The organism is Peptoniphilus genitalis (assembly GCF_023614525.1).
GTDB classification, from domain to species: domain Bacteria; phylum Bacillota; class Clostridia; order Tissierellales; family Peptoniphilaceae; genus Peptoniphilus_A; species Peptoniphilus_A genitalis.
Window position 1 is genome coordinate 1,700,678 of record NZ_CP097885.1, and the last position, 15,286, is coordinate 1,715,963.

General features: G+C 34.0%; 9 protein-coding genes. All 9 read left to right on the top strand.

Features of this window, described 5'->3' with window-relative positions; all coding sequences use genetic code 11:
* The first annotated feature begins 3 nt into the window (after positions 1-3).
* The 9 genes from uvrC (at position 4) to ftsY (ending at position 15,147) form a co-directional block, all read left to right on the top strand.
* Positions 4-1,866, top strand: coding sequence for an excinuclease ABC subunit UvrC (gene uvrC / locus M9426_RS08150; protein WP_250341929.1), 1,863 nt, complete (start codon positions 4-6; stop codon positions 1,864-1,866).
* On the top strand, positions 1,856-2,770 hold the full coding sequence (gene hprK / locus M9426_RS08155) for an HPr(Ser) kinase/phosphatase (RefSeq protein WP_005956853.1): 915 nt from the start codon (positions 1,856-1,858) through the stop codon (positions 2,768-2,770). Before uvrC ends, hprK begins: the two co-directional genes overlap by 11 nt.
* Before the next feature lie 232 nt (positions 2,771-3,002).
* Positions 3,003-6,539, top strand: coding sequence for a pyruvate:ferredoxin (flavodoxin) oxidoreductase (gene nifJ, locus M9426_RS08160; protein WP_250341930.1), 3,537 nt, complete (start codon positions 3,003-3,005; stop codon positions 6,537-6,539).
* A 632-nt stretch (positions 6,540-7,171) separates the two neighbouring features.
* Positions 7,172-8,155, top strand: coding sequence for a phosphate acyltransferase PlsX (plsX, locus tag M9426_RS08165; protein WP_250341931.1), 984 nt, complete (start codon positions 7,172-7,174; stop codon positions 8,153-8,155).
* A complete protein-coding gene (gene acpP, locus M9426_RS08170; RefSeq protein ID WP_005956798.1) occupies positions 8,155-8,382 on the top strand; it encodes an acyl carrier protein in 228 nt (75 codons plus the stop codon). The genes plsX and acpP overlap by 1 nt, the downstream gene beginning before the upstream one ends.
* A gap of 4 nt (positions 8,383-8,386) precedes the next feature.
* Positions 8,387-9,082, top strand: a complete 696-nt coding sequence (gene rnc, locus M9426_RS08175; protein ID WP_060800067.1) for a ribonuclease III — start codon at positions 8,387-8,389, stop codon at positions 9,080-9,082.
* On the top strand, positions 9,075-10,124 hold the full coding sequence (locus M9426_RS08180; protein WP_250341932.1) for an elongator complex protein 3: 1,050 nt from the start codon (positions 9,075-9,077) through the stop codon (positions 10,122-10,124). Before rnc ends, M9426_RS08180 begins: the two co-directional genes overlap by 8 nt.
* 4 nt (positions 10,125-10,128) lie before the next feature.
* Positions 10,129-13,650 (top strand): chromosome segregation protein SMC, encoded by a 3,522-nt coding sequence (smc, locus tag M9426_RS08185; RefSeq protein ID WP_250341933.1) that lies wholly within the window; start codon positions 10,129-10,131, stop codon positions 13,648-13,650.
* A gap of 9 nt (positions 13,651-13,659) precedes the next feature.
* Complete coding sequence (gene ftsY / locus M9426_RS08190) at positions 13,660-15,147, top strand: signal recognition particle-docking protein FtsY (RefSeq protein WP_250341934.1); 1,488 nt, start codon at positions 13,660-13,662, stop codon at positions 15,145-15,147.
* The last annotated feature ends 139 nt before the right edge of the window (positions 15,148-15,286 follow it).

Consider the following 15,286-nt stretch of genomic DNA (forward strand, 5'->3'; position numbering starts at 1 on the left):
TAATTGTTAGATTTAAGAGAAAGGCTTGATAAACTTCCCGACAAACCAGGAGTTTATATAATGAAAAATGAATTAGACGAGATAATGTATGTTGGAAAAGCTAAATCTCTTAGAAAAAGAGTTAGACAATACTTTGGATCCTATGGTAAGTCCTCAAAAAAAGTTGCCAGCATGGTGTCAAAGATTCACGACTTCGAATATATAATAGTAGAAAATGAAGTTGAGTCCCTAGTGCTTGAGTCCAACTTGATAAAGGACAATCTTCCAAAATATAACATCCTACTCCGTGATGACAAGCAGTATCCCTACATCAAAGTTAAGGTCAACGAGAGATTTCCAAGGGTTATGAAGACAAGAAGAGTTGCCAAAGACGGAGCAAAATACTTTGGGCCCTATCCCGATGTCTTTGCAGTAAATGGTTCTATTGAAACCTTTGAGAGGATTTATCCCCTTAGGACCTGCAATTTGAATCTTGAAAATGTGGAAGAAAAACCTTTTAGGCCCTGCTTAAACTACTACATTGGCAAGTGCCTGGGACCTTGCACTGGAGAAGTAAAGGATGAGGATTATAATTTAATGGTAGATGAAGTCCTAAATTTTTTATCCTCTTCCAACAGCAAGCTAGTGGATAAACTTCATGAGAAGATGATGGACTACTCAAGAAATCTTGATTATGAAAATGCAGCAGACATTAGGGACAGGATTAAAAATCTTGAATACTTAAAGGAAAGGCAACTTATTTCTGATCCAGAAGCTAACGATGACAAGGACATTATTGCCCTTGCCAAGGGAATTGACGAAGTCTTGATTCAAATCTTCTTTTTTAGGAATGGAAAAATTATTGGTAGAGAACACTACATGATTAGAGACTATTACAATGATTCTTATGAAGAAATATTTTCATCTTTTATCAAGCAATTTTACATTGGAGCATCTTATATACCAAAGGAAATTATAATAGAAGAAAAACCTCTCGATATTAAATTATTGGAAGATTGGCTAACAGAAAAGAGGGGCAATAAGGTAAATATTGTAGTTCCAATAAAGGGCAACAAGAAAGAACTTGTTAAAATGGTAAAGAGGAATGCCCTGGATATGATAGAAAAGTACGGTGACAAGTTCAAGAAGCGAGCTGAAACAAATAAAAAGGCCCTTGAAGATATTAGGGACCTACTTGGTCTGAACGAAACTCCTAGGAGGATTGAGGCCTACGATATTTCAAATATTTCTGGAGTTGAGTCAGTGGGCTCAATGGTAGTTTTTGAAGATGGCGACTCTAAGAAAAGTGACTACAGAAAATTTAGGATTAAAAGTGTTGTGGGACCAGATGACTATTCTAGTTTAAAGGAAGTTATCGAGAGGAGATTTACAAGGGGAGTGGAAGAGAAAAAAACTTCTAAGTCATCTTCTTTTTCAAATTTCCCAGACCTTATAATGATGGACGGTGGCAAGGGACAAGTCAATGCTGCCAAAGAAATCTTAGACAAGTTGAATTTAAATTTAGAAATTTGTGGACTTGTAAAGGATGACTTCCACAAGACTCGTGGAATTATTTACAATAATGAAGAATTTAAAATTGATTTAAACTCACGTGCTTACAAGATGATTTATAAAATTCAAGAAGAGGCCCACAGGTTTGCCATAAATTATCACAGAAATTTAAGGACCAAGACTATGTTTAAGTCAGAACTAGATGATATAAAATTAATTGGACCAAAGAGGAAGGAAAATCTCTTAAAACACTTTAAATCCATTGATAAGATAAAAAATGCAAGTCTAGAAGAATTAATGGAAGTTGAATCCATGAATGAAGCAAGTGCTAATTCCATTTACCAGCACTTTAGGGGAGGAAATAATGGGCGTTAAAATAAAATATATAGTTGATGAATTAAAATTTGAACTTGTTCATGCATCCATAGACTACAAGGACATAGAAATAGAAAGTAGTGACATCAATAGACCAGGCCTACAACTTAATGGTTATTACTCTAACTTTGTTAAGGACAGGATCCAACTAATAGGAACTCAAGAGTGGCACTATATAAATTCTATGGAAGATAAGATGAGGTATGAAACCCTAGAAAAATTATTTATCTATGACATTCCTGCAGTTATTTTTTCTAGGAATGCTGAAATTTTTCCTCAAGCCATAGAACTTGCAAAAAAATATAATGTAACAATCTTAAGGAGTCCTGACTCAACTTCAAAGGTCTTTAGTAAGATTATTTCACTTGTAGAAGATGAACTAGCTCCAACAATGAGGATGCACGGTGTTCTTTTAGATATTTCTGGTATTGGAGTTTTAATAACAGGAAGAAGTGGAATTGGTAAAAGTGAAACTGCCCTAGATCTTATTTCTAATGGAGCAAGATTAATTTCTGATGACTCGGTTATTATAAAAAACTTAGATAAGAGACTTATTGGAAAGTCACCAGAAATAACAAAATATTTTATGGAGATAAGGGGAGTTGGCATTATCGACATTCAAAAAATGTTTGGTGTTGGTTTCGTCATGGAAGAAAAAGAAATCGAAGTCGTTGTAAACTTAGAAGATTGGGACGAGTCAAAGGAATATGAAAGACTGGGATTAGACAACAAATACCAAAGCATTCTAGGGATAGATGTTGTTAGGTTTGACATACCAGTTAAGCCAGGAAGACACACTGCCCTTATAATTGAAGTTGCTACTAAAAACTACAAGCAAAAAGAATTGGGTTACAATCCTGCAGAAGCTTTAAACAATAGACTTATGGGTGGAAAGAGAAATTAAAGATAATTAATGAGAACTTAATAATAAGCTTTTATTTATTATTATTAATAGTAAGAAAAAAATTAAAAATAAAAAGTAAATTCCGTATAATGGAACGTCTTTCACAATTCGCTATTTTTAAATCTTTCTAAGACTTTTATTAATAATATTATTGAAATTTATTAAATTAAGTTCTATAATATAAACAGTATGGTTAGTTAATATTTATATTATTAATAATTAGGAGGCAAATATGTCTAAAACATTTAAAACAATGGACGGTAATGAAGCAGCCGCTCACGTAGCCTATGCGTTTTCTGACGTTGCTTGTATTTACCCAATCACACCTTCTTCACCAATGGCTGAGCACATTGATGCTTGGGCTTCTCACGGAAGAAAGAACATCTTCGGTCAAGAAGTATTGGTTAAGGAGTTACAATCTGAAGGAGGAGCTGCTGGAGCTGTTCACGGTTCACTACAAGCTGGATCACTAACATCAACATACACAGCATCTCAAGGTCTATTACTTATGCTACCTAACATGTACAAGATAGCAGGGGAACTACTTCCAGGTGTATTCCACGTTGCTGCTAGAGCACTAGCATCACACGCACTTTCAATTTTTGGAGACCACCAAGACGTTATGGCAGCAAGAGCTGCAGGACTTGCTATGTTAGCATCTGGTTCAGTTCAAGAAGCAATGGACTTAGCTGGCGTTGCTCACTTAGCTGCTATCAAGGGAAGTTTACCTTTCATTCACTTCTTTGATGGTTTTAGAACATCTCACGAAGTTCAAAAAATTGAAGTACTTAATTACGATGATTTAGCAAAACTAGTAGATAAAGAAGCAGTTAAGGCTTTCAAACAAAGAGCTCTTAACCCTAATGGACCTGAAATTAGAGGTACTGCACAAAACCCTGATATCTACTTCCAAGAAATTGAAGCTTCAAACCACTATTACACTGATATCATTGATATCACTGAAGGTTATATGAAGGACATTTCTAAATTAACTGGTAGAGAATACAACCTATTCAACTACTACGGTGCAAAAGATGCTACTGACATTATCGTAGCAATGGGATCAGTAACTGAAACAATTGAAGAAGTTGTTGATTACCTAAACGCAAAGGGACAAAAGACTGGACTTGTTAAAGTTCACCTTTACAGACCTTTCTCAATTAAACACTTAATGGCAGCAATTCCTGAAACTGTTGAAAGAATTGCAGTTCTTGATAGAACTAAGGAAAAGGGAGCAGTTGGACAACCACTTTACCTTGATGTTAGAGATGCTTTCTATGAATCAGATAAGAAACCACTTATCGTTGGTGGTATCTATGGTCTAGGTTCAAAGGACACTAACCCAACAGATATCTTAACAGTTTACGAAAACCTTAAGGCTGACCAACCTAAGAATGACTTCACAATTGGTATCGTTGATGATGTAACTCACAAATCACTTGAAATTAAAGAACACATCACAACTGAACCTGAAGGAACTATTAGATGTAAGTTCTGGGGATTCGGATCTGACGGTACTGTAGGTGCAAACAAATCTGCAATCAAGATTATCGGTGACAACACTGACATGTATGCACAAGGTTACTTTGATTATGACTCTAAAAAATCTGGTGGAGTTACAATGTCTCACTTAAGATTTGGTCACAACAGAATTACATCAACTTACCTACTAACAGAAACTGATTTCATTTCATGTTCAAAACAATCTTATGTTTACTCTTATGACCTATTAAGAGGACTTAAGAAAGGTGGAAAGTTCCTTCTAAATACTATTTGGAATGACGAAGAACTTGATGAACACCTACCAGGATATATGAAGAAATATATTGCTGAAAATGAAATTGAATTCTATACAATTAACGCTACTAAAATAGCTGCAGAAGTTGGACTTGGCGGAAGAACTAACATGGTAATGCAAGCTGCATTCTTCAACCTTTCTCAAGTACTTCCACTAGATGAAGCTGTTAAACTTCTAAAACAAGCTATCGTAAAAGATTACGGTGCTAAGGGTGACGATATTGTTAACATGAACTACGCTGCAGTAGATCAAGGTATTGGAGCTCTTCACAAAGTAGAAGTTAAAGATTCTTGGAAAGATTCTGATACAACTAAGGACTTCAAGATTAAGGGAGCTCCTGAATTTATCAATAACATCCTAATTCCAATGAACAGACAAGAAGGTAACGATCTTCCTGTATCAACTTTCAGCAACATGGTTGACGGTACATTCCCATCAGGAACAAGCCGTTACGAAAAGAGAGGTATCGCAGTTAATGTTCCTCACTGGAAGAGCGAAAACTGTATCCAATGTAACCAATGTTCACTAGTTTGTCCTCACGCAGTAATTAGACCTTTCCTTGCTGACGAAGAAGAAAAGGCTAACGCACCAGAAGGCTTTGAAACAATTAAGGCTAGAGGTAAGGGACTTGAAAATTACGAATACAGAATGCAAATTTCTCCACTAGACTGTACAGGTTGTGGAAACTGTGCTCAAGTTTGTCCAGCAAAAGAAAAAGCACTTGTTATGTCACCGTTCGAAAATGAATTAGACGTTCAAGCAGCTAACTGGGAATATGCATTTGAACACGTAAAATCTAAACAAGAAAACATTGAACCTAACAACTTCAAGAACAGTCAATTCCAAACTCCATATCTTGAATTCTCAGGAGCTTGTGCAGGTTGTGGAGAAACTCCATATGTAAAACTTGTTACACAATTATTTGGAGATAGAATGAGCATTGCTAACGCTACAGGTTGTTCATCAATCTGGGGTGGATCAGCACCATCAATGCCATATTGTACTGACGAATGCGGAAATGGACCATCATGGGCTAACTCCCTATTCGAAGACAATGCTGAATATGGATATGGTATGGCTGTATCTCAAACTCAAACAAGAAATAGAATTAAGAACCTTTTGGAAGACTTCATTGAACTTAACGTTGACGCAGAAGCTAACGAAGCATTCAAGGCTTGGATTGAAGGAATGGATGACTACAAGACTTCTAAGGCAGCAAGTGCAAATGTACTAAAAGTTCTTGATAAGAAATTCGGAAACGACAAGGCAGATGAAATCATTGATGATCTTAAGGGTCTTGAAAGATTCTTAATCAAGAAGAGTCAATGGATCATCGGTGGAGACGGTTGGGCTTACGACATCGGATTCGGTGGAGTTGACCACGTTCTAGCATCTGGTGAAAATATCAACATTCTTGTTCTTGATACTGAAGTTTATTCAAACACTGGTGGTCAAGCTTCTAAGGCAACTCCAACTGCAGCAATTGCACAATTCGCAGCAGCTGGTAAGTTAACTAAGAAGAAAGACCTTGGTCTAATGGCAACAACTTATGGTTATGTATATGTAGCTCAAATTGCTCTTGGTGCTGACAAGAACCAAGCTTACAAGGCAATTAAAGAAGCTGAAGCTTATGATGGTCCATCACTAATCATTGCTTACGCTCCATGTATTAACCACGGTATTAGAGTAGGTATGGGCTTCTCAATTGAAGAAGAAAAGAAAGCTGTTGAAACAGGTTACTGGCACCTATACAGATTCAACCCTGAACTTAAAGAAGAAGGAAAGAATCCATTCATTTTAGACTCTAAAGAACCTACTAAACCATTCAGAGACTTCCTTGACGGAGAAGTAAGATATACATCTCTTAAGAAGTTATTCCCTGAAAGAGCAGAAAAACTTTACGAAGTTGCTGAAGAAAATGCTAAGGCAAGATACGCTGGCTATATTGCACTAGCAAACGGTGAAGAATAATTTTTGCCAAATAATATAATTTCTAAATAAATAAATTAAACTCGCTTGAGGAAACTTGAGCGAGTTTTTTTATTGTCTTTTTTAATTTTGCTAACTTATATTTTCTTTAGAGAAATTAATCTTGAAGTTAAACAAGAATACTTAGCTATAATTTTCTATTAAGTAGGAAGTTATTAGTTTGTAAAACTTTATAAATTAATATTTTCTCATAGCTTTTTAAGTAAATAAAAAGCTATAGATTAATGCGGAGTTATTAACTCTCGCTAAGTTGTTAACTTTTACTAAGTCATCAACCTTTACTAAGTCATCAACTTTTACTAAGTCATAGATAAATCCTGTTTCATAAATTTTTACTAACTTGTAGTAAATAATAATTCAGTTTAAATGACTTTGTAATTTTAAACATAAAGACTTCTGATTTAAAATAAGAAAAAGATTAACACAAAATAAAAAACTCTCATTATAATATTTAAAATATTTGCCTTATAAAATAAAAAGTTTTTATAGGTTATAAAAAATAATTTATAAATTTGATTGACTTAAGAGAAGTGAAGAAATCTTATTAAATATAGGCAAAAGATTGATTTTTTTAATCATTTAATATAATATTAAATTTATTAATGGAGGTCGAAATGAAACTAATTTTTGATATAAATGGTGGCGACAATAAGGCTGAAATCATTAAGGGAGCTATTGATGCTTCCAATGAATTTAATAAAGAAATAATCCTAGTGGGAAGAGAAGACTTTATAAAAGAAAATCTTCAAGGACTAGATTATGATAAAGATAAAGTAGAGATAGTGGATGCAAGTGAAAACATTGAGAACAATGAAGAACCTGTTCTCGCTTTAAGGAAAAAGAAAGAATCTTCTATTGTAAAGGCTATGACTCTCTTAAAAGAAAAGAAGGCCCAAGCACTTATTTCTGCAGGAAGTACTGGCGCCCTTTTAGGTGGCGGAATCTTTATTGTAGGAAGAATTAAGGGAATAAAAAGAGGAGTTCTTCCAACTTTAATACCAGGTTTAAAATCTAATACGCTTGTAATAGATTCTGGCGCCAACATGGACACAAGCCCAGAACTTTTAGAAGAATTTGCAATCCTTGGTGATGTATTCTTAAGAGAATACTACAAGATAGAAAATCCAAAAATTGGACTATTAAATGTAGGGGTAGAAGAAGGCAAGGGCAATGCACTTTATAAGGAAGCCTACCAAAGATTAAAAGAATCTGATCTCAACTTTGTGGGAAATGTTGAAGCTAGAGAAATTATGGATAATGATGTGGACCTTCTAGTTTGTGATGGATTCGATGGAAATGTTCTTCTTAAATCCATTGAGGGAGTAGTGGAATTTGCAACAAAAAGCCTTTTCCACGGTATTGCAACTTCAGACTTAGACGATAAGAGTAAAAAAGCTTTCACTGACTTTTTAATGAATAAGTTTAAAAAGCTAGATGCTAAAGAAGTTGGGGGAACAATCTTATTGGGAATTGATGGCAACATTATTAAGGCTCATGGAAATTCTGATGCCAGAGCCATAAAAAATGCTGCAAAATATGCCATAGATATAGTAGAATCTAATATTGTAGATAAAATAAAGGATAAGGTGGAAAAATAATGAAGGATAGAATTTTACAAATTATTGCTGAACAATTCAACATTGATAAGGATGATCTTACAGAAGATATGAACTTTCAAGATGACTTAAATGCTGATTCTATTGAGCTTGTTGAACTTGTAATGACAATAGAAGAAGAATTTGAGACAGAGGTTTCTGAAGAAGACCTTGAAAAGTTAAAGACTATTGGCGATGTAATAGAATACGTAGAAGATTTGGAACAGTAATCAAATGACCTTTTCCAATTTAAAAAATCTTGAAAGAAAATTAAATTATGATTTTAAGGATAAAGGTCTTTTAGAAACAGCCCTAACTCACTCATCCTATGTCAATGAAAACAAGATGAAACAATATGAAAGTAATGAAAGACTTGAATTTCTTGGAGATGCTGTCCTTGGTCTAGTTATTGGGGAGTATTTTTATAAGAACTTTCCAAGAGACCTTGAAGGGTCCTTAACTAAGATGAGGGCAGAGTCTGTTAATGAGAAAGTCTTATTTTTCATTGCCAAGGGTTTGGAACTTGGAGACTTTATAAGATTTGGTAAAGGGGAAAAGAAAAATGGTGGTAGCAAGAGGGAGTCAACCTCTGCTGATGCTTTAGAAGCCTTGATTGGTGCTATTTTTTTGGATTCGAACTTCAATAATGCAAAGAAAATTGTTTTGAATTTATTTGATGAATTCTTAAAAGAAGATGCTTATAAACTCTTTAATGTTGACTTTAAAACCATGCTTCAAGAAGAGGTCCAAAGGTCTGGGCAAAAGGCTGAGTATAAACTTGTGAGGGAAGAAGGACCAGATAACGACAAAACCTTTTTTACAGAATTATACTTAGATGAAGTTTTGGCTGGAAAAGGATCTGGCAAGACAAAGAAGGAATCTCAGCAAGAAGCTGCAAGAGAGGCTCTTGAAAGGAGAAGGAATGGCTAAGAGAAATATAATACCTATTTTCATTCCTCACTACGGCTGTCCTAATGATTGTGTTTTTTGTAACCAGAGAAAAATTACAGGGATGTCTACAGATATTTCAAATAGTGATGTTGAAGATACTATTTTGGAATATCTTTCTTATTTTAAGAGGAAGGATAATGTTGAAGTTGCCTTTTATGGCGGAAGCTTCACAGCTATACCTCTTGAAGAGCAAAGTGAATTTTTAAAAGTGGCTCATAGCTATAAAGAAAAGGGTTTTGTAAAGTATATTAGACTTTCAACAAGACCCGATGCCATAGATGATAGAATTCTAGAAAATTTAAAAAAATATGGAGTAGATATAATTGAACTTGGGGTCCAAAGTCTTGATCCCGAAGTTTTAATCTTATCTAACAGGGGGCACAATGCTTCTTGTGTCTATGAGGCTGCAAATTTGATTAAATCCTATGGTTTTAAACTGGGACTTCAGCAAATGGTGGGACTGCCAGGGGATACTTTAGAAAAATCACTCTATACTGCAAGGGAGTTTGTAAAACTAAAGCCCTATTGTATAAGAGTATATCCAACACTTGTTATAAAAGAGACGGCCCTTTGTATAAATCTGGAAAAGGGAAATTACAAGGCTCTTGAATTAGAAGATTCAATTAAATATGTGGCTGACATTTTAAATATTTATTATAAAAATAATATAAATGTCATAAGAGTTGGTCTTCAGCCAACAGACAATATAAACTATGGTGGAGATATTGTGGCAGGAGCCTTTCATCCAGCTTATAGGCAATTAGTTGAATCCTATTATTTTAAAAATGCACTTATAAATTATTTTGTGGATTCAAATAATATTGCTGATGAAATTACCCTACTTGCCAAGGGGAAAAATATTTCTAATATAAGTGGACAAGGGTCAGAGAACAAGAAGGAAATTATAAATAAATTAGGAATAGATAAATTAAATCTTAGACAAAAGGATCTTTCTGATTTTGAAGTGGAAATTTTGTCAAAGAAAGACGAAGTTATTGATGTGAGAAACTACTACAGGTGAGCAAATGTTTTTAAAATCCGTTACTATGCAGGGATTTAAGTCCTTTGCAAATAGAACAAAAATTGAATTAGATGAAACCACTACGGCAATTGTCGGACCCAATGGTAGTGGGAAAAGTAATATTACAGATGCAATAACCTGGGTATTGGGTGAATCTTCCGCCAAAAATCTTCGTGGAAGTAAGATGGAGGATGTAATTTTTTCTGGAACTGATTCCAAAAAACCCCTAGGCATGGCTGAGGTAACTATTGTATTTGACAACTCGGACAAGTCCCTTAACGTAGATTATAGTGAAGTTTCTGTAACTAGGAGGATGTACAGGTCCCTTGAGAGTGAATTTTTGATTAACAATAAGAAGTGTAGGCTCAAAGACATAAAAGAACTTTTCATGGATACAGGAATTGGTAAAGACGGCTATTCTGTTATAGGGCAAGGTAAGATTGAATCCGTCCTAAGTTCAAAACCTGAAGACAGGAGAAATATCTTCGAAGAAGCTGCAGGTATTTCAAAGTACAAGTATAAGAAAATTCAATCTAGGAATAAACTTCTAAAGACAGAGGAGAACCTAATTAGGATTGAAGACATTCTTTCAGAAATAGAAGTCCAAGAACAAAACTTAAAAGTCCAAGCAGAAAAAGCTGAAGCCTACTTAAAAGATTATGAAGAATTAAAGATTTACGACATAAACTTTTCTTGTAAGGATATGAAAAAGCGTGAAGAAGACTTACTTAACAAGGTCAAGGAACTTGAAGTTTTAAAATCTGATTCTGATAAAATCCTAAGCAAAAGAGAAGATTTATCTCAAGATTTAGAAGAAATTCAAGAGAAACTTGAGGAGCTAAAAGAAGAAAACGAGTCTTCTAGTGAAAAATTAAATAGCCACAAGGAAGACTTTGACAAGTTAAATTTAGAAATAAATCTGGATGAGGAAAAAATAAATTCTCTCAAGAGGGATATTGAAAGAATAGGCTTTGAAAATGGAAGCTTAGATAAAGATTTACTTAGTGCTAGGGAATCAATAGGAGAAATTGAAAAAGATAGGGAAGTATTAAATTCCTCTAAAGAAGAAATTCTTGAAAAACTAAATGCAAAAGAAGATTTAATAAGAAATTTAGAAGCAGACTTTAAGAACCTAGAAGATCTTGGCAACTTAAATTTTGAAAATAAAAACAAAGTAAAAAATGAAATTGAAAATATAAAATTTAAGAGCGAAACCCTTGAAGATATAATAGAAGAAAAAAACAATAGAAAGTCTAATCTTGATAAGTCCATAGAAAATCTAAGAGAGAATCAAATTGAATTTGAAGAAATTATTGATAGAGATAACTTAGAATTAAAAAATCTAAGGGAGAAACTCGAAAAAGATGACCAAGACTTTGAAAAGACCAAGGACGATCTCATAAGACTTGATGATGAAAATAAAAAACTTGAATCCAATCTAATAGAAAGAAGAAATGAAGGAAATGAAATCCTCGCAAGGCTAAAGATTCTTGAAAACATGGAATCAAACTACGAAGGCTACAACAGGACTGTAAAATCCTTTATGAATTTTTCTTCTAAGAATAATATTTTCAAGGATTCACTTTATGGTCCAGTTGCAGAAAAATTTTATGTTGAAAAAGATTTTGAAAGGGCAATTTCTGTTGCCCTTGGGTCCATGTCCCAAAACATCATTGTATCCTCTACAAAAGATACATCAGAGATGTTAAAAATTTTGGAGAATAATAAGATGGGAAGAGCAACTTTTCTTCCACTAGATAGGGTTTCTGGAAGTAGAGTAAGCGTTAACTCCAAAGAAGAAGGTATGGTTGGCCTAGCTTGTGATTTAATAAAATTTGATGAAGTATTTAAGGGGATTTTTTATAACTTGTTGGGAAGAGTTATAATAGCTGACAATTTTAAAAATGCTTCAAGGATTTCAAAAAAACATAAGCTTAAGGTGGTAACTCTAAAGGGAGAAGTCTTTAATCCATCGGGTGCCATCACAGGTGGTTCACTTAACAACTACAACAGTTCTTTTATCTTGCGTAAAAATGAAATTACTGATTTCCAAAACAAATTTAAGATTCTTCAAAGCCAGCTTAAAAAAGTTGAAGCAGCAAAGGAAGAAGTTGAAAAAAAGATTTCAAACCTCAATGATTTTGCAGGATCTTACATGGAAAAAAGAAATTCTCTAAGCCTCAAGATAAATGAAATAGAATCAAACATTTACAAAAATAAAAATGATAATGAGCTTAACTCCCAGTACTTAAACAAGTATGTAAGAGAAAGAGAAGAGCTTGAAGAAAATATAAAAGCTGATATAAGTAGTTTAGAAGATAACAGGATACAAATTGAAAGCAAGAATAAAATGCTTGAAGAACTCTTGGCTGAAGTTGATAGCGGAGATAGGCTAGAAAAACTTTCAAAGGAAATCGAAGGTCTAAAGGATGAAAAAATAGAAATTCAATTACTTGAAAGGGAAAATAGAGAAAAAATCCTCTACAAGTCCAGAGAAATTGAAAGAATAAAGTCTGAAATATCTTCAATTGAAGAAAAACTTGAGAATAATAAGAAAATATTAGAAGAGTCTCAAGCTAATATTGAAGAGAAGACCAAATCTAATGAAGAAAATAAAAAATCTCTTGAAGAGATTAGGGAATCAATAGAAAACTTAAATCTCAAATTAGAAGAAGTTAAGAAGGACTTAGATGAGAAAAATAAAACTTACCTAGATAAGAGGGAGGAGCTTTCAAACCTTAAGGAAAAATCCCTTATAATAAGTTCTGAAATAGAAAAAACTGAACTAAAAATTGAAATGAACAGGAATAAAATTTCTAGTGAAGTGGATAGACTAAGGGAAGATTACGACATTCAGGATTATTACGACTTTATTGATGATAATCTTGTGGATTTGAAAGAGGGGACTCTTAGAAGGCTAAAGAAGAAGGTTCGCGACTATGGAGAAGTAAATATTTCTTCTATTGAAGAATATAAACTTGTAAAAGAAAGATGCGATTTTTACACTTCACAAAGAGATGATTTGATTAAATCAAAAGAAGAAATTAAATCTATTCTAAGTAAGCTTGACCATGAGATGAAAAAATTATTTAATGAAGCCATGGAAGAAATTTCTGGAAACTTTACTGAAATTTTTAAAATTTTATTTAATGGCGGCCGTGCAGAGATAAGCATAGAGGGAGATGTATTAGAATCAGGAATTGAGATCAAGGCATCGCCTCCAGGCAAGAGATTACAATCCCTTTCTCTATTATCAGGTGGGGAAAGGTCCCTTACTGCAGTTGCCCTATTGTTTGCCCTATTAAAGTATAGGCCAGCATCTTTTTGCATCCTAGACGAGATTGATGCAGCTCTTGACGATGCAAATATCAAGAGGTATGCCGATTACCTTTTAACTCTTGAAGGAATTCAGTTTATAATCATAACTCACAGGAAGCTCACAATGGAGATTGCAAAGACTATGTATGGTGTTACAATGGAAGAGAAGGGAATTAGTAAATTGTTCTCTGTAAAATTAAAGGATTAGGAGATAGATATGTTTAATTGGTTTAAGGATAAATTTAAGAAAAAAGACGACAAGGAAAACAAGGAAGAGTTAATTGAAGAGAATCTTGCCGAAGAAACTGAGTCTGAAGTAGCAAATTTAGAAGAAGAACAGCTCATTCATGATGAAGTAAATGAAGAATTTAAGGACGAAGAAGTCCAAGAAGAAATAGAAGAAATTCATGAAAAGCTAGAAGAAGTATCTGAAGTAGGAAATCTTTCTGAAGAAGATGTAAATACTTCAGAAAAAATCCAAGACACAAATGAAGCCTTCAAGGACAAGGAAGTTATTGAAGATGCTTTAGAACAAAAGGAAGCAGCAAGAGAAGAAGCTCAAGCAGAAGAAATAGAAGAAATTCATGAAAAACTAGAAGAAGTTTCTGAAGAAGGAAAACTTTCTGAAGAAGATGTGGAAACTTCAGAAAAAATAGAAGATACAGACGAAGCCTTCAAGGACAAGGAAGTTATTGAAGATGCTCTAGAACAAAAGGAAGAAGCTAGAGAAGAAGCAAAAGAAGAAACTAAGGAAGTTGAAAATACTGAAGAAGTAGTAGAAGAAGAGCCAAAAAAAGTTTCACTCTTCCAAAGACTAAAGGAAGGTCTAGACAAGACTAGAAAAGAAGTTGGAATTAAAATCAACACTGTCCTAGGTGCTTATGTCAAGATTGATGACGAAATGCTTGAAGACCTTGAGGATATTTTAATATCAGCAGACATTGGAATGGAAACCACAATGAAGCTAATTGACAACTTGCGTGAAACAATAATCAGGGAAAAGATAAATGACCCACAAGAAGTTAAGCCTCTTTTAATGGCAGAAGCAAAAAAACTTATGAACCCTGAATTAAATACTCCTATTAAGACAGAACCGCCTGTAATCATTTTAGTAGTTGGAGTAAATGGAGTTGGTAAGACAACAACTATTGGTAAGCTTTCATCAAGATTCAAAAGAGAGGGCAAGTCAGTTCTTGTTTGTGCAGCAGATACCTTTAGGGCAGCAGCTATTGATCAATTAAAAGAATGGGGCAATAGGGCTCACGTTGATATAATTAGTCACGCTGAAGGATCAGACCCTGCAGCAGTTGTTTTCGATGCAATTGAAGCAGCTAAGGCTAGAAAAACTGACGTCTTAATAGTTGACACAGCAGGAAGACTTCACAACAAGTCTAATCTCATGAAAGAACTTGAAAAAATTAATAGGATTATTTCTAACAAGTTCCCAGAAGCAAATCGTGAAAACTTATTGGTACTTGACTCAACAACAGGTCAAAATGCAATTAACCAAGCAAAGACCTTTAGAGAAGCAACTGACATAACAGGAATTGCATTAACAAAGCTTGACGGAACAGCCAAGGGTGGCGTTGTCGTTGCCCTTCAATCAGAACTTGGAATTCCTATTAAGCTAATTGGAGTAGGGGAAGGCATAGATGACCTTCAAGACTTCAACATCGATAACTTCTTAGAAACAATTTTTGGTTAAAATTCATAAAAATATTTAGTAGGTCTTAGGGCCTACTTTTTTATTGCTAACTTTTAAGTGATGGTTTTTGTAAAATTATTTGAAGGATTTCTTGTGGAAAAATTATTTTAATGAGTTTGAAAATTTCAAAAATAAAATT